This window comes from Actinomadura citrea (genome assembly GCF_013409045.1).
Taxonomy (GTDB): Bacteria; Actinomycetota; Actinomycetes; order Streptosporangiales; family Streptosporangiaceae; genus Spirillospora; species Spirillospora citrea.
Map to the genome: position 1 here is coordinate 1,635,620 of NZ_JACCBT010000001.1, position 15,952 is coordinate 1,651,571.

11 protein-coding genes are annotated in these 15,952 nt (G+C 73.0%); 1 reads left to right on the plus strand and 10 read right to left on the minus strand.

Going from position 1 to position 15,952, the window contains the following annotated elements; all coding sequences use genetic code 11:
* Positions 1-42 precede the first annotated feature (42 nt).
* The 4 genes from BJ999_RS07950 to BJ999_RS07965 are packed head-to-tail and all read right to left on the minus strand — an operon-like array spanning position 43 to position 5,012.
* Positions 43-1,518, minus strand: a complete 1,476-nt coding sequence (locus tag BJ999_RS07950; protein WP_179832678.1) for a GumC domain-containing protein — start codon at positions 1,516-1,518, stop codon at positions 43-45.
* A gap of 7 nt (positions 1,519-1,525) precedes the next feature.
* A complete protein-coding gene (locus BJ999_RS07955; RefSeq protein WP_179832679.1) occupies positions 1,526-2,389 on the minus strand; it encodes a sulfotransferase domain-containing protein in 864 nt (287 codons plus the stop codon).
* On the minus strand, positions 2,386-3,612 hold the full coding sequence (locus BJ999_RS07960) for a phosphotransferase (protein WP_179832680.1): 1,227 nt from the start codon (positions 3,610-3,612) through the stop codon (positions 2,386-2,388). Before BJ999_RS07960 ends, BJ999_RS07955 begins: the two co-directional genes overlap by 4 nt.
* Entirely contained in the window at positions 3,609-5,012 is a 1,404-nt protein-coding gene (locus BJ999_RS07965; RefSeq protein ID WP_229810288.1) for a hypothetical protein, read from the minus strand. The genes BJ999_RS07960 and BJ999_RS07965 overlap by 4 nt, the downstream gene beginning before the upstream one ends.
* A gap of 398 nt (positions 5,013-5,410) precedes the next feature.
* On the opposite strand from BJ999_RS07965, the gene BJ999_RS07970 reads away from it, so the two are divergent.
* Complete coding sequence (locus BJ999_RS07970; protein ID WP_179832681.1) at positions 5,411-8,251, plus strand: PKD domain-containing protein; 2,841 nt, start codon at positions 5,411-5,413, stop codon at positions 8,249-8,251.
* A 126-nt stretch (positions 8,252-8,377) separates the two neighbouring features.
* Here BJ999_RS07970 and BJ999_RS07975 read toward each other — a convergent pair whose 3' ends face one another.
* The 6 genes from BJ999_RS07975 to BJ999_RS41845 form a co-directional block, all read right to left on the minus strand.
* Positions 8,378-9,991, minus strand: coding sequence for a CBM96 family carbohydrate-binding protein (locus BJ999_RS07975; protein WP_179832682.1), 1,614 nt, complete (start codon positions 9,989-9,991; stop codon positions 8,378-8,380).
* Positions 9,992-10,048: 57 nt separating this feature from the next.
* Positions 10,049-11,320 carry a hypothetical protein gene (locus BJ999_RS07980; RefSeq protein WP_179832683.1) on the minus strand — a complete coding sequence of 424 codons (1,272 nt, stop codon included), beginning with the start codon at positions 11,318-11,320 and terminating at the stop codon, positions 10,049-10,051.
* A 106-nt stretch (positions 11,321-11,426) separates the two neighbouring features.
* Positions 11,427-12,218: a WecB/TagA/CpsF family glycosyltransferase gene (locus BJ999_RS07985; RefSeq protein ID WP_179832684.1), complete on the minus strand. Its 792-nt coding sequence runs from the start codon at positions 12,216-12,218 to the stop codon at positions 11,427-11,429.
* Positions 12,196-13,164, minus strand: coding sequence for a sulfite exporter TauE/SafE family protein (locus BJ999_RS07990; RefSeq protein WP_179832685.1), 969 nt, complete (start codon positions 13,162-13,164; stop codon positions 12,196-12,198). The genes BJ999_RS07985 and BJ999_RS07990 overlap by 23 nt, the downstream gene beginning before the upstream one ends.
* A 103-nt stretch (positions 13,165-13,267) precedes the next feature.
* Positions 13,268-14,737: an adenylyl-sulfate kinase gene (gene cysC / locus BJ999_RS07995; RefSeq protein WP_179832686.1), complete on the minus strand. Its 1,470-nt coding sequence runs from the start codon at positions 14,735-14,737 to the stop codon at positions 13,268-13,270.
* 130 nt (positions 14,738-14,867) lie between these two features.
* A complete protein-coding gene (locus BJ999_RS41845) occupies positions 14,868-15,752 on the minus strand; it encodes a class I SAM-dependent methyltransferase (protein ID WP_179832687.1) in 885 nt (294 codons plus the stop codon).
* Positions 15,753-15,952 lie beyond the last annotated feature (200 nt).

Consider the following 15,952-nt stretch of genomic DNA (forward strand, 5'->3'; position numbering starts at 1 on the left):
TCGACTTTAACCGCGCGTTGCAAGAAGACGGCTCTGTTCATCTCAACCTCGTCCAGGAGCGGCGGCCCCGACCGGGGACCGGTGCGGGGCGCGCCGCGGCGCCGGGGACGCGGGCCCGCGCAGGGCGGGCGCGGTCAGGACGATCACGCGCGCGGGGCTGGCCGCCTGGTCGAGGGCCAGCACCCCGCTCGCGACCTCGCGGTCCAGGGCCCGTCCCCGTTCGACCACGACCAGGGCCACGTCGCTGGCCGCGGCCGCGGCGATGGTGTCCGCGCCGTTGATGTCGGGTGTGGTGATGACGACGATGCGGGACACGCTCCCCGCCTTGCCGACGGCCCGGGTGAGCTGCCGGTCGTCGTCGCTGCGCACCAGCCGGACGTTGAAGGAGTGGCCGGTCCCGGCCGCGGCCGGCGGCTCGTGGAAGGGCTCGCCGTCGGCCACGACGCGCAGCACCGTCGTCGCCGAGCCGCCCTCGGTGCACAGTTCGGCCAGCTCGTAGGCCACCTCGGTGCCGGCGGATCCGGGCACCCCGGTGACCAGCACGGTGGTGGCGTCGGCGTCGAAGACCAGGTTGCGCAGCCGCCGTGCGACCTCGCGGTGCCCGGTGCCGAGCGCCGTCCCCTCCACCATGATCGGAAGCCGGCTGTGCAGCCGCAGGTCGGCGGGGCGCCGGATGCGGCGCGGCCGCGTCTCGCGGACCACCACGTAGCCGATCCAGCCGAGCAGCGCGACGCCGATCCCGGTCGCGACCGCGACGTCGCGGCCGGGATCGTCGCCCCGCCGGGGGAGCGGGGCCCCGCGCAGCACCTCGCCGGGCTGCTCCTGCTTGCTCTTGATGGTCGTGACCTGCTTCTCCACGTCGCGGATCTGCTTCACGAGCGCCTGGCGGCGCGTGCGGGTGGTGAGCCGGCGCAGCTCGTCCTCGTCGCCGGGCAGGGCCGCGAGCTGCTTCTTCAGCAGTTCGGCGTTGTGCTCCAGCGCCTGGCGGTTGTGCTCCAGCACCTGGCCCAGGATCCGGTTCCGCAGCGTCAGGTAGGAGTCGGCGACGACCCGGGCGCCGTCCTGGGCGGTCCGCGGAGTGCCGGCCCGCACCGAGATCGTGAGCACGTGGGTGTTGGACGGCACCGTCAGGCCGATGCGGTCGCGCAGTTCGGCGTCGGACGCGTCGAAGCCGGGCCGCTCCACCAGCTTGGACAGCACCGGGTGGGACCAGACGAGCTGGGCCTCGGTGTCCATCGTCGTCTCGCGGGGTGCGCGGGTGTTGGTGTCGATCGCCGAGCCGATGTCGATGGAGGGGTGCAGCGCGACCGGCGGCGCCAGCACGTAGATCTGCGCGGTGTAGGTCGTCGGCGTCAGCACGATCTTCACGACCCCGATCGCGCACCCGGCCAGCAGCGCGATCAGCAGCGCGACCAGGTGCCGGCGGACCACGCCCGCGTAGCGGGTCACCGGGATCGAGTCCGGCGCGAGCGGCGGTTCCGCCTGCACGCTGGCCGAGCCGAGGGAGCGTTTGCTCATCGCCGCCTCATCGCCGCCAGGCGGGCTCGGCGCCGAGGAGCGCGGCGAGCTTGTCGTCCCAGGGGGCGTAGTAGTCGGACAGGCGGCGCTGCAGGTGGTCCGGCAGGGGGGAGCCCGGCCGGGCGTTGTGCCGCTCGAACGACGCGGGCCTCCACGCCGGCAGTCCCAGGAACTCCAGCGCGGAGTCGTAGCAGGGCTCCGGTTCGGTGAAGAAGTCCTCCGCGAACAGCACGAGCACCCTGTCCCGTCCGAAGAGGGCGAACAGCCGCTCGATCTGCTCGGCGTAGCGACCGCGGTCGAGGTAGGAGTGGTGCCGGTGGCCGTGGCTCACGTAGGCGGGGTCGGCCCTGATCTTCTCGACCTCCCCGGAGAGCCGCTCGGGCTCCAGATCCAGGGCCCGCTCGAACGGCTCGGTCTCGAACCCCCGCGCCAGCTCGTGCTTGTGGGCGGAGTAGGCCCGCACCACCGGGTCGCGCAGCAGGACGACGAGCTTCACCCCGGGCAGGTCGCCGGCGATCCGCTCCGGCGCCAGCGGGTGGTGCATGTAGTAGCCGGCGGACTCGAACGCCTGCGGGGCGGCGCCCCGGGCGCGGCGCTCGGCGAGCGCGCGGACCGGGAAGTGCCCCCGGTACCAGCCGAGACCGCGCGGGTAGTTGACGTCGAAGTAGTGCACGCCCTTGTGGAAGTTGGGCTGGACGGTCGCCGGGTGCGCGGCCAGGGCCCGGAACAGCGAGGTGGTGCCGCCGCGCTGCGTGCCGACCATGAGGAAGTCCGGCAGCATCCGGGCGCCCGAGGTCAGCCGCCCTCCGGTGCGTGTCGCGGCCCGGCCCGCCTCCTTGACCCATGGGGGGGCGTCACGGCGTGAGATCACGGGGTTCCTCCCGAAATCGTGTCCTGTGTAGTGGTGTGCAGGAGCGCCAGCAGCCGCTCGGTGTCGGCGCGCAGCGGCCCGCCGATCGGCTCCTGGGCGGCCAGCAGGTAGCGGCGGCACAGCTCCACGAGGTAGAGCCGGACGGTCGCCTCCGCGGCGGGGCCCGTCGGCCCGAGCGGCTCCAGGAGGGCGGCGGCGCCGTCCGGCCAGGTGGTGTAGGGCGGCCCGGACGCGGTGCGCATCGCCTCCTGGAGCCGGTAGTGCAGCAGGTCGAACCCGTTCGGGACTCCGCGCGCGAACCGCTCCCAGTCCCACAGGCGCAGCACGCCGCGGTGCCAGGCCATGTTCCACGGCGTCCAGTCGCCGTGCCAGGCGCCGAAGTCCAGGACCAGATCGCCGTGCGCCTTGCCGACGAACTCCACGACCTCGCCGAAGACGGCGCGCTGCCGCTCGTCCCGGACCAGGCCGGGGCTCGCGGTCATCTCCTCCCAGTAGGCGCTGCCGCGCAGCGGCGCCCGTTCGACGCCGCCGACCTCGAACAGCGCCCGCATCTGGGAGACGGGGGCCCGGCTCCGCGGACGCCAGCCGAGCGCGCCGGTCGGGAGCGGTTCGAGGACGAGCAGGTCCAGGCCGTGCCACGTGCCGTGGTGGAGCAGGCGCGGGACGTGCGGGAGCCCGCGCGACCCCGAAGCGGGCAGGTGGGCGTTCAGGTAGGTGAGGGCGGCGGCCTCGCCGTCGAGAAGGGCGCGGGCCGTGCCGGTGTCGCCGATCTTGACGAACGCCGCGGGCTCGCCGCGCGGCGACAGCACGTGCAGGATCGGCTTGCGGTTGGCGCGGGCGCTCCCGAGCCCCACGCTGACCACCACCGGCCGGCCGAGCAGGTCCGACAGCCGGTCCTCGATGGAGGGGCCGCCGCCGGTGACGCGGAGCCGGTCGCGCAGCGTCCGCTCCGGCAGCCCGGTGCGCACCGCCGCCGCCGTCAGGCCGCGGGAGGCGCGCTGCTTCACGCCGAGGTCGTGGCTGTAGCGGCGCAGCGCGGCCGCGGTGGCGCGCGGCATCCCCGCCGGGACGAGCAGCCGCGGCCGCTCCGCGTCCGGCAGGAACGCCAGTTCCCGGCGCGCCCCCTCGGAGCGCCCCGGGCCGACGGCCTCCACCCGCGCGTCCGGCCACAGGTCCCGCACCGCCGCGATCCAGGCGGCCCGCGTCTCCTCCGATGCGCTCACAGCGGCGCCTCCTCGGCGGCGACCCGGGCACGGGCGCGCGGCCGGGCCTGCGCGCGGGCGTCCCGGCTCGCCCGCCACATCAGGCCCACAGCGATCATCACCGTGTACAGCGGTACCTCCACCATGTCGTAGGTGATCATGAACAGGCCGCAGGCGATCAGGACGGCGCAGCCCGCCAGGGAGTACGCGCCGCGCTCCCGCCAGTGCCGCAGGAACCGGACGGCGAAGAACGCGCAGAACGCGATCGTCCCGACGATGCCGTTGGCGAACAGCAGGAGCCACAGGTGGCCCTGGGTGCCGAGCGGCGGCGAGCCGCACGCCTTGCAGCCGATCTTGTCGCCGCCGGAGACCTGGCCGAGGTCGCCCTGGACGTTGCGGGTGGATCCGAAACCGACCAGCGGGGAGCCGGTGAGGGCGCTGCGGGTGGTCTCCTCGGCCAGCAGCGTGCGGCGGTTGTTGCTGTGCGGGTTGTCGAGGCGGTCCTGGACGAGGCCGGGCAGCGGGGACAGCGCCACGACGATCGCGCCCGCCGCGGCCATCCCGGCCGTCCAGGCGATCACGCGGGGACCGCCCACCTGGAGCAGCTTCGCGACGCCGAACAGGCCGATCGCGCCGAGCGCCCCCCACAGCCCCCGGTTCAGCGAGTACACGACCGGCCACAGCGACGCGGCGAGGACGGCCAGCCCGAACGCGCGGCGCCGCATGTCGGCGCGGACGATCCAGGTCAGCAGGAAGTACGGGAGGAAGAAGGCGTAGGCGGCGCCCCAGGTGTTGGCGTAGGCGAACGGCGCCATGGGCCGCGACTGCTCGAACCCGAGGATCGACTCCACTTCGGAGACCCTCGGGTGGACGATGTCGCGGACGAAGGAGTTGGAGGTCAGGCCGTGCGGCAGAACCATCTCCACCGGGGAGGTGAGCTGGATCGATGGGAAGAAGGACCCGATCAGCCCGCCGAGGGTCGTCACGATGAACATGTAGCCGAGGAGCCTGCCGATCTTGCCCGACGGCAGCTCCCGCTCGCTCATGTTGCCGACGTAGAGCAGCACGATGGTGGAGGACAGGTACCAGGCGAGCCGGTAGCCGTACACCAGGAGCCGGCTGAACCCGCCGCCCGGTTCGGCGAGGGGCGCGTCGGCCCACAGCACGAACACGCCCAGCACGACCCAGAGCAGGAAGAACAGCCACGCCCCGAAGCCTCCGGGCGCCACCAGGGTGCCGCGCCGCCGCCACAGCGTCATCGCCATGGGCACGCTGATGACCAGCAGCACGACGTTCGCGAGGCCGAGGATCCACCACAGCGGGAAACCGAGCAGCGCGACGGTGAGCGGCCAGCCCGGCCGCAGGCGCCAGGGCAGCAGCCGCGGCGTCGCGAGAGGAGTGCTCCCCGCGATCCCTCGCATCCCGGCCAATCACCGCTCCGTTTCCGTGGGACGCGCCTTCGGGCGCGCGGACCGCGCCGTCCGGTCCCGGACGCACGTCGCCCATGGAAGGACGTCCTGTCTCTTACCAGGGGCGACAGCGGGCGGTGGCCGACTTCGGCCACGCGATCCGGTCGTCCGGTGAGACCCGGCAAGCGTCCTTTCGAGGTGCGCAGCGTACCTCGCGAGACGCGATGGGCGTGCCCGCCGAGGCGAGTCAGGGGGTCCTGCGGCAAGCGGTCCACCGTGCAGTTCGGCGGCCGAGATCGAAAAGTTAGTGATCAAACGGTGGTACCGGTAGCCCGCTGGCTACGATTACGCGGCGCTGTGTGCCTTCACGGGGAACATGGCGCTTACTTCTATCTTGCACGGAGGGGTCGATGGGCAGACGCAGGTGGGGGGCGTTGGCCGTGGGGGCCGCGCTCGCGCTGGGGACGCTGACGGGGAGCCTCGCCGCGAGCGCCCCGGCACGCGCGGACCAGAGGGGGTCCGAGCCCGGGCACGGGAAGGTCGTCAACGCCGACCCGGCGGACTACACGCCGAACGTGCTGGACGGCGAGGTCAAGTCGATCATCAAGATCGGCGGCAAGATCTACGTCGGCGGCTCCTTCACCCAGGTGAAGGAGGTCGGGGCCAACAAGCCGACGCTGGTCCGCAACCGGCTGTTCGCCTTCGACGCCGCCACCGGCGCCATCGATCCGGGCTTCGCGCCCGACCTCAACAAGGGCGAGGCCAGCGCGCTGCTGCCCGCCCCCGACGGCCAGTCGATCTACGTCGGCGGAAGCTTCAGCGAGATCAACGGCGTCCGGCACTTCGTGCTCGCCAGGATCAACGCCCAGACCGGCGCCCCCATCGCCGCGTTCGACCCGCAGCTCGACGCCAAGGTCCGCGACCTGCGGCTGGCGGGCGGCCGGCTGTACGTCGGCGGCACCTTCGCGACCGTCGGCGGCGCCGCGCGGGTGGCCCTCGCCGCCCTCGACCCCCAGACGGGGGACCGCGACGACTTCGTGAACCTGAACCTCGCCGGCACCCAGACCGGCGACGGCGTCACCCAGATCTACAAGATGGACGTCAGCCCGGACGGCTCCAAGCTCGTCGGCATCGGCAACTTCAGCTCGGTCGCGGGCAGCACCCGGCGCCAGATCGTCATGGTGGACCTCACCGGCCCGTCCGCGCAGCTCGCGAACTGGGACACCACCCGCTACGCCGACCAGTGCTCGCAGTCGTTCGACACCTACATGCGCGACGTCGAGTTCTCTCCGGACGGCTCGTACTTCGTGGTGACGACCACCGGCGCCTACGGCGGCTCCGCGAAGCTGTGCGACACCCAGGCCCGCTGGGAGAGCCCCGCCACCGGCGGCGGCCAGCAGCCGACCTGGGTGAACTTCACCGGGGGCGACACCACCTACGCCGTGGAGATCACCGACACGGCCGTCTACACCGGCGGCCACTTCCGGTGGGCCAACAACCCGTTCGCCGGCGACAACCCCGGCCAGGGCGCCGTCGGCCGCGAGGGCATCGTCGCGCTCGACCCGGTCAGCGGCCTGCCGTTCAGCTGGAACCCCGGCCGCGACAAGGGCGTCGGCGTCTTCGACATGCTGGCCACCGACGAGGGCCTGTGGATCGGCAGCGACACCGACAACGTGGGCGGCGAGTTCCACCAGAAGCTCGCGATGTTCCCCGTCGCCGGCGGCGCGGCCGTTCCCGCCTACAGCACCGGCGAGCTGCCCGGGAACGTCTACTCCGGCGGCGGCATCGGCTTCGGGGCCGCCAACTACCTCCGGCACCGCTCGTTCGACGGCACCACCGCCGGCGCCGCGGTCGACGACGGCACCGCGGGCATCGACTGGCGGACCGCGCGCGGCGCCTTCATGGTGAACGGGGAGCTCTTCTACGGCTCGTCGGACGGACTGTTCCGGCGCCGCACCTTCGACGGCACCGCGCTCGGCACGGCCACAACCATCGACACCGCCGACCAGCTCGCCACCATGACGACCTGGCACTCGCAGGTGCAGAACATCACCGGCATGTTCTTCGCCAAGGGCCGGGTCTACTACACGCGCGGGCAGTCCTCGCTCTACTACCGGACGTTCAACCCGGAGAGCAACGTCGTCGGCGCACAGGAGTTCGTCGCGGTGAACAACCTGCCCGGCATGAGCTGGAGCTCGGTCGGCGGCATGTTCGTCGACGGCGCGAACCTCTACTACGTCAACAACGGCAACGGCCGGCTCTACCTGGTCGCGTTCTCCGCGGCGGGAGTGCCGTCCGGATCGTCGACCGAGGTCAGCACCGCCGACTGGCGCGGCCGGACGGTGTTCCTCTACGCGGGGACGCCGAACCAGCCGCCGAGCGCCGCGTTCACCGGCGACTGCGACGGGCTGAACTGCACGTTCAACGCCGGCGGCTCGTCCGACCCCGACGGTTCGATCGCCTCCTACGCCTGGGACTTCGGCGACGGCGAGACCGGCACGGGCGCCACGCCGCAGCACGCGTTCGCCGCGGCCGGCACCTACACGGTCAAGCTGACGGTGACCGACGACCGCGGCGGCAAGGGGACCAGGTCGCAGGACGTGACGGTCGCCTCGAACCAGGTGAACATCGGCTACCGCGGCGGTGCGGGCGGCAACGGCAACGTCCAGACCGCCACGGCGCAGGTCCCGCCGGCGGTGCAGCCCGGCGACGGCATGATCCTCATGCTGACGTTCAACAGCAGCGAGGCGACGCTGGCGACCCCGCCGTCCGGCTGGACGCAGGTCGGCACGCAGGTGGCGGGCACCGCGACGTCCGTCGTCTGGAAGCGCGTCGCCCAGGCCGGTGACGCCGGTACGCAGGTCGGCATCGGGTTCAGCGCCTACACCAAGGCCGACATCCGGCTGCTCGCCTACGAGGGCACCAACGCGACCGACCCGGTCGCGGCCGTGGCCAAGAGCAGCGACCCCGGCTCCGGCACCTCCCACACCAGCCCGTCCGCGCAGGTGGACGCCGCCGGGTCCTGGGCGGTGACGTACTGGGCGGACAAGTCGTCCAGCACGACCTCCTGGACGGCCCCGGCCGGCGTGGAGACCCGCGGCACCGGGATCGGCTCGGGCAGCGGCCGCATCACGGCCCTGGTCGCCGACAGCAACGGCACGGTCGCCACCGGCACCTACGGCGGCAAGACGGCGACGACCGACGCCGCCAGCCGCGCCGCGCTGTGGACCATCATCCTGGCCCGCAAGTAGGACGCGTCACCGCACGTGCCACGCCCCCCGCCGGGTCTCCGGCGGGGGGCGTGGCACGTCGGGCGTCAGGGGCCTGGGCCGTCAGGGCCCGGACGGGTGCGGGGGACCGGGCCGCAGGAGGGGCCTTCAGCAGAAGTCGCTCCAGGCCCTGCGGCTCTGGGTGTCGAGGAGGCGGAAGTCGCCGGTGTTCCAGTCGAGGTCGAAGTAGGCGACCCACAGGGCACGGTGCTTGGCGAGGTAGGCGTTGGTGGCGTTCAGCCAGGCGGCGCGCCTGTCGCCGTTGTCGCCGGCGACGAGGTAGCTGCCGGTCTCGGCGATGCCGAACGGGAGGTCCTCGCCCTTGCTGACCGCGACGACCCGGTCGTACATGGCGGCCGGGTCGTCGTAGCGGCCCTTCTTCCAGCCGAGGTTGTACACGTCCCAGCCGAGGACCTGGATGACGTCGCGGCCCGGGTAGTAGTCGCGCCAGTCGCGCTTGGACAGCGGGTCGAGGCTCCAGCCCATCAGGACGAGGGTGGCGTGGAGGCGGGGGTTGTCCGCCTTGTCGGCGAGGGACCGCAGCCGCCGCCACGCGGCGCGGTAGTCGGCGGCGGTGAACTCGCCGGAGGCGATGTTGTCCTCGGGCTCGTGGTAGTAGACCCAGTAGAGGTCGCGGTCGCGGGGCGCGGTGGCGAACCAGCGGGTCAGCTCCCGGTCGTACTTGCCGGCGAGCACGTCCTTGGGCGCCAGCTTGAACGAGATGATCGGCGGGCGCTTCCCGGTGTCGGGCTTGCCCGGCCACGCGGGCGGGACGCCCTGGTAGAACAGCCGGACCGTCTCCAGGCCGCCGTAGGCGGCGTCCAGGCGGGTGAGGGACTTCTGGAAGGTCTCACCCGGCTTGAGTTCGAGGGAGAGGCCGCAGAGCGTCCGGCCGCCGGCCGGGGACGTCCCGGGGGTCTTCACCGGCTGCGGGGTCTCCCAGGTGGGTTCCGGTCCGGGCGCGGGAAGCGCCGTGCCGGACGTCTCGGGCGACCTGCTCGGCGTCGGAGGCCGTGCGCCCGGCCGGGTCCGCAGGACGAGGCGCGGGCCCTCGGCCGTCTCCCGGGAGTGCAGCGAGACCGCCGTCCGGGGGCCCGGGCCGGTGACGGCGAACGCGTAGAGGCCGGGGCCGGTCACCACATCACCGACGTCGAAGGAGACCTTGCCCCCCGAGCCGGTGGGGGCGGTCGCCACGACGGGTCCGGCGACCGGGCGGTTGCCCCAGGACGTGCCGTCCTCGGTCCACGCGCCGGGCAGGGTGCGCAGCTCGACCCGCCGCGGCCGGTTCTCCGGCCGGTCGAACGTCATCTCCACGCGGGCCCGGGTGACCGCCGGGGTGCCGGGCGGCACCTCGAACGCGACATAGGCCTCGGTGTGCCAGTCGGGCCACGCCGAGGCGGTGATCTTCTTTGCGTCGCCGAACGTCGTGCCGGGCATCTCGCGCACGACGTAGGTGTCCGCCGTGGCGGAGACGACCGCGTTCGCGCGCGCGCCGGCCGTCCGGGCGTTGTGGGTCGTACCGGTCCCCGACAGGGCGACCGCACCTGCGGAGCCGCCCAGCACCAGCAGGGCGCTCGCGGAGGTGACGTAGAAGAACGGGCGGGGCCCGCGCCGCCGGTCGCGCCGTCGGCGCGGTCCGTCCGGCGGGACGGGCAGGGAACGGCGCGCGTCCGGCCGGTGATGCCCGCCGGGAACCACCTTGCGCTGTTCGTGATGGACCACGGCCCCCGTCCCCTCCCGCAGAACGTCCCCGCTCTTCGTCTCATGCGAGCCGCCGGATCACCCCGTGGGGAACATCCCGAGGCGGCCGTGGTACTCGTGACCGAGCTGGTCGGTGTCGCTGCCGACGAGCATCCCCTTCGGGTGGGCGACCAGCGTCTCGACGCCGTGGCCGAGCGTCCGCGTGGGGTTCCACGGGAGCGCCTTGCCGGTCTTCGGGTCGAGCGCGCCGATGCCGGGTCGCGACACGGCTCCGGGACCGGCGGAGTCGTGCCCGTAGGGGTTGTTCAGCCAGCGCTGGTGCCCGCCGACGTAGACCGCGGAGCCGGTCACCGAGGTGGACAGCAGCGTGTCGCCGCCCGTCCAGTTGACCCAGGTGGGCTTCTGCCCGGACCCGGTGGGCGACGACTCCCAGCGGGCGGCCGAGTCGCACATCTGGGTCTGGCCGTAGGGGCCGCCCGTGGTGACGACCACGAAGTACTTGCCGTCGGGGGAGAAGTCCATGCCCCGCATGTAGGTGTCGAACGCGGCGAGGTTGCAGGGGGTGGAGTACCGCTGGGTCGACCAGGTCGACAGCTTCGCGGTGCCCTTGCCCAGGTTGATCATCGCGATCTGGGGCCGGCTCTCCCCGTTGACCTTGGTGAACGTCCCGTTGATGACCATCCGGGTGTCGGTGCGGTCGACCGCCAGCCGGTACACCTTGAGGTCGCCCGACCGGGGCTCGGCGACGGTGAAGTTGAAGGCGTTGTCGGCGACGCCCGTGAGCCTGTCGACCCGCGCGAGACCGGTGCGCGCCTTGCCGCCCGCCTTGGTGAACATGCCGCCGATGTAGAGCCGGGCGCCGCGCACTACCATGGTGTAGACCCGGTAGTTCACGTTCGGCTTGAAGCCGGTGTGGACCTTGTTGGTGGAGACCTTGAGCGCGGTCACCGTGCCGGTCTTGGTGCCGTTGACGGTCGTGAAGGTCCCGGCCGCGTAGATCCAGTCGCTGGACCCGGGCTGCAGCGCGTGGACGGTCCCGTCGACCTTCGGCACGAAGGCCGTGCTGATCTTCCCGTTCCGCATGTCGTAGGCGAACAGGTTGTGCCGCTTGACGGTCTTCTTGCCGCTGCCGGCCTCGCGGACCTCCTCGAAGTTCCCGCCGACGACGACCCAGTTCCCCACGACGGTGATGGCGCGGACGGTGCCGTCCAGCACGTGCGGGGTGTTGTTCACCGGGTTGGCGGAGACGACCGCCGACTGGGAGATGTCGGCGGAGGCCGTGCCCGTGGCGGCGGGGACGGTGAGCACCGCGAGCGCGGTGGCCGTAAGGCAGGCGATGGTGGGGCGCATGAAGGTGCTCCGGGATGCGGCCGGGGACGCTGATGGCATCTTGTCCTACCACATAGCTAGATAACGGGTATTGGTTCCTGGAAAGTGCGTCATGGAGGCCTGTGGCTCAGTCGGCGGGCGCCCTTCCGTGCCGCAGGCGATGGTGCAGGACCCGGGCCAGGTAGGCGCCCAGTTCGACGGTGTAGCGGCGCCAGAGGCGGCGGGGCTCGCGCGCCAGGCGGTAGAGGAAGCCGACGCGCAGCTTCGTGACCCAGGCGGGGTAGTAGTCGCGCCGTTCGGCGAGGTGCTCGAAGTACGCGCCGCACGTGATGATGACCGGCGCGGTGAGGCGGTCGCGGTACTCGGCGACGAACCGCTGCTGCAGCGGTGTCCCGAGGCCGACGTGCAGGATGTCCGGGGCCGCGTCGTTGATCTCCTCGACGAGGCGCTCGGCGGTCTCTGCGGGGATGCGGCCCTGCTCGTCCGCCCAGTGGCCGTGCTGGGTGCCCGCGACCTCCACGCCCGGGTACCAGGCGCGGACGTTCGCGGCGGCGGCCTCGGCGATGCCGGGCGCGTTGCCGAACAGGAAGACGCGCCAGCCCTCCTCGGCGGGCTGGCCGAACAGGTCGTCGGTGAGGTCGTCGTTGGCCATCCGGCCGGGAACGGGACGCCCGAAGATCTTCGCGGCCAGCACGACGCCCCAGCCGTCGGGGAGGTTGAGGTCGAAGCCGTTCATCAGGTCGCGCAGCCCCGGATCCTTCTGCGCCCTGAGGACGTAGTCCGGGTTGGCGAAGGTGACCGTCAGCTTGGACCGCTCCTTGACGGCCGCCGCCACGAAGGAGCGGAACCGTGCGACGTCCACGCGGCTGACCCGTACGCCGAGGACGTCGACGGTGTCATGCGGCCATCGTGGGTCCACGTTCGCTCTGCTCTCCTGAGGCACCGGCGACGCCGGGGGAAACGACCGGAGAGGAGAGCGTATCCCGGCGCGGCGCGACGCGGTGGCGAAGCGCGAGCCAGGCGGCGACCGTGGCGGCGGTGAGGACGACCATGGTCCAGGCGAGCGGGACGGCCGGGACGCCGAACATCTTCAGCGAGGAGGCGACCAGCACCAGGGCCAGCACTCGCCGGATCAGGGTGCTCGGGGCCCGGGAGGAGATCCTGGAGCCGAGGTAGACGCCGGGGATCGAGCCGGCGAGCAGCGCGGCGGTGACCTCCATGCGGAAGTCGCCGAACAGCAGGTGGCCGATGGCCGCCGCGAAGACCAGCGGGACGGCCTGGAGCAGGTCGGTGCCGACGAGCTGGTTGGCCTTGAGCGCCGGGTAGAGGGCCAGCAGCGCGACGATGATGAGGGAGCCGGAGCCGACCGAGGTGATGCCGACGACGAGGCCGCCGACGACGCCGATCAGCACGGTCGGGACGGGGCGGACCGTGATCTTCGGGGACGGGTCGCCGTCTCCGCCGGATCCGGCGCGGCCCCGGTAGGCGAGGTAGCCGCGCAGCACCAGGCCCGCGGCGGCGATCATCAGGGCCGCGCCCATCGCCTTGCCGATGACGTTCTCCACGGAGTCGCCGTGGCCGAGCGCGCGGGCCAGCAGGACGCCGGAGAACGCGGCGGGCACCGAGCCCAGGCACAGCCACTTGACCAGCCGCATGTCGATGGTGCCCTGCCGGTAGTGGACGGCGCTGCCCACCGGCTTCATCACGGCGGCGGCGACCAGGTCGCTGGACACGGCGGCGAGCGGGCTCACTCCGAAGAACGTCACGAGCATCGGCGTCATCAGGGCGCCCCCGCCCATACCGGTCAGCCCGACGATGATGGCGACGAGGAACGAGCCGAGCGCCATCGTCCAATCGAAGTCCATCGGCATGACCTACCTGTCATGTAGGAATTATGGCTAACACGATAGGTGATGCCCGCTGGATCGGGAAAATACCGGACAAGAGGGACGGATGGGACGAGGGGGGCTACTCCGCCCGCACCCAGCCGCCGCCGACCAGCAGGTCGAGGACCCGGGCGACCGCCTCGTCCGGCGCCAGCCGGGAGGTGTCGAGCGTCAGGTCGGCGTCGTCCGGCTCCTCGTAGGGGTCGGAGATGCCGGTGAACTCGGGGATCTGCCCGGCGCGGGCCTTGGCGTACAGGCCCTTGCGGTCGCGGCGCTCGCACTCCTCCAGCGGCGTCGCCACGTGCACGAGGATGAAGTCGCCCACGGCGGAGACCATCCGCCGCACCTCGGCGCGGGTGGCGGCGTAGGGGGCGATCGGCGCGCAGACGGCGGTGCCGCCGTGCCGGGTGATCTCGGCGGCGACGAAGCCGATGCGGCGGATGTTGAGGTCGCGGTCGGCGCGGGAGAACGTCAGGCCCGCCGACAGCATCCGCCGGACGACGTCGCCGTCCAGGAGCGTGACCGTCCGGCCGCCGCGCTCCACCAGCGCGTCGGCCAGGCCGCGCGCGACCGTGGACTTCCCGGAGCCGGACAGGCCGGTGAAGAACACCGTGATGCCGCGCGAGCGCTTCGGGGGGCGCGCCAGCGCCAGTTCGGCGGCGACGGCGGGCGGGGTGAACCAGTCGGGCACGGGCTCGCCCGCGTCCAGCAGGTCGTTCAGCCGCTCGGGGGTCAGCTCCGCCTGGACGTGGTCGGGCTCGATGCGCGCGACGGGCCGCCAGACCTCCACGTCGGCGTCGTAGGCCCACGGCTCCGGGACGACGAGCGGGACGGCGGTGCCCTCCATCTCCCGTTCGGCGAGCAGGTGGGTGGCGCCGTAGGCGGCCGCGACGTGCGCGCGGAGCAGGATGTCGCGTTCCCGGTCGCCGCGCGCCGGCAGCGGCACGGGGATGATCTGGGCGCCGTCCGGCAGCTCCTTGCGGACGCCGAGCAGCGCACGGACGAGGGACTCGTCGTGCTCGCCGCCCAGCAGCGGCAGGACGAGGACCTTCGCGGCGAGCCGCTCGGCGACCTGGCGGAGCTGGCCGAGCTGCTTGCGGTGCAGGGGCTCGCGGGTGGCCACCGCGAGCACGTCGCCCTCGAACGCGTCGAGCTCGTCCGGGCGGCGGCGCAGGCGGTGGAACGGTCCGTGCGCGGGGGCGCGGAGGGCCTCCAGCGGTCCGGCGAGCCGCCAGCCCTGGGTGGTCGGGTCCTGCCACGCCTCGCCGATCCGCAGCACCGCGAGCGGCACGCCCTCGGGGTCCTGCAGGACGACCCGCTCATGGCCGGTCAGCTCCTTGGGGACCGAGAGCGTGACCGGGACCGGCCACGGGGTGCCGTCCGCGAGCCGTCCCCCGGCGATCACCATGGCGGTGTCGAACGAGCCGAGGAAGCCCTCCAGCGGGCGGTACACCCCCGCGAGGACGAGTTCGAGGTCGGCGAGCTCGACCGGATCCGGGGTCCAGGCGGGCAGGTCGCGCAGCGTGTCGGGAAGGCCTGCTTCGGCGGTCACCGCGATCTCCGATCCCGCCCGGCGAGGCGGCCGGGCTCATCCGTGGCGAGCAGGGGTTTCGCAGGAAAAATACTGCCCCGGCCTGACCGTTCGCACGCCCGCCCCGGCCGGGACGGCCCTCCGCCCCCGATCAGATGACCCGCGCGAAGCGGTTCTCGGGCTTGCGGATGACGAAGGTGACCTCGCTGTGGTCCGCCGTCAGGCGCCCCCGGGTGACCGCCGACACCAGCCGGCACAGCAGGTCGGCGAGGCCGGTTCCGGCCCCGAGGGCCTCCAGCGCCTGCCGCGAGGTGTACTCCTCGGCGACGACCAGCCCGCGCATGACGCAGTACCAGCGCAGACCCGACCGGGACGCGACCCGGTCGTAGATCGCCGCGGGCGGGCTCGTCCGGACCACCGGCACCGGCCGTGACGCGGCCGGCTCCGGTGCCGTCAGGACCTCCCGGGCCGGGGCCTGCCCGGCGTCGGCCCCGAGCTCGCCCGCCGGGTACGGGACGCGGGCGTGGGCGCCGCGGGCCCGGCGCGGGCGCTCGGCGAACGGCGCGCGCCCCGGGCGGAGGCGGCGCCGGCCGGACGCGCGCAGCCAGCGGGGGAGCGTGCGGTCCAGGAACCCGAACGCGGTGTCGCGGTCGCGCAGGTGCACCAGCAGCAGCCCGCCGGGCTTCAGCGCGGCGACGAACCGGTCGAGCACCAGCTCGGCGTGCGGGACGCGCTCGATCAGGTACGAGGCGTGGACGATGTCGAACGCGCGCGGTGGAAGCGGGACGGTGCGCAGGTCGCCGAGGTGCCAGGAGTCGAGGTCGGGCCGCTCGCAGGTGTAGGCGCGCAGCTCCGGGGACTCCCGGTCGACTCCCGTGACCTCGCGCTCGTGGTCGCCGAGATCCAGGCCCGTACCCCAGCCACAGCCCGCTTCCAGGATGTGGATCCGCTGCAGGGGGTTCTCCAGGGCGTACTGGCGGGCGCGTTCTGAGAAGAGATCGCCGCCGTTGACCGGCGACGTACGCAGATCGGTCACAATCTCGCAGCGTAATCGCTTGGCTGCGCTCCGTCCGCTATTTGCCTTTTCTTGGCGACGGCCGTGTCGCCGTCCGTGCCGGTCAGGGCACGGACGGCGAGCGGCGCCCGCCTGGAAGGGCGCCTTCGGCGCCGCCTGAACGAGCGCCGCCGGGGGCGCGTACGCTGGTACGCGGTACCGGGTCCGGCTGGATTCCGGGT

Coding starts and splice junctions, on each gene's coding strand:
- BJ999_RS07970 (WP_179832681.1), top strand. CDS start 5,411: ATGGGCAGACGCAGGTGGGGGGCGTTGGCCGTGGGGGCCGCGCTCGCG.
- BJ999_RS07965 (WP_229810288.1), bottom strand. CDS start 5,012: ATGCGAGGGATCGCGGGGAGCACTCCTCTCGCGACGCCGCGGCTGCTG.
- BJ999_RS07950 (WP_179832678.1), bottom strand. CDS start 1,518: ATGAGCAAACGCTCCCTCGGCTCGGCCAGCGTGCAGGCGGAACCGCCG.
- BJ999_RS07980 (WP_179832683.1), bottom strand. CDS start 11,320: ATGCGCCCCACCATCGCCTGCCTTACGGCCACCGCGCTCGCGGTGCTC.
- BJ999_RS07990 (WP_179832685.1), bottom strand. CDS start 13,164: ATGGACTTCGATTGGACGATGGCGCTCGGCTCGTTCCTCGTCGCCATC.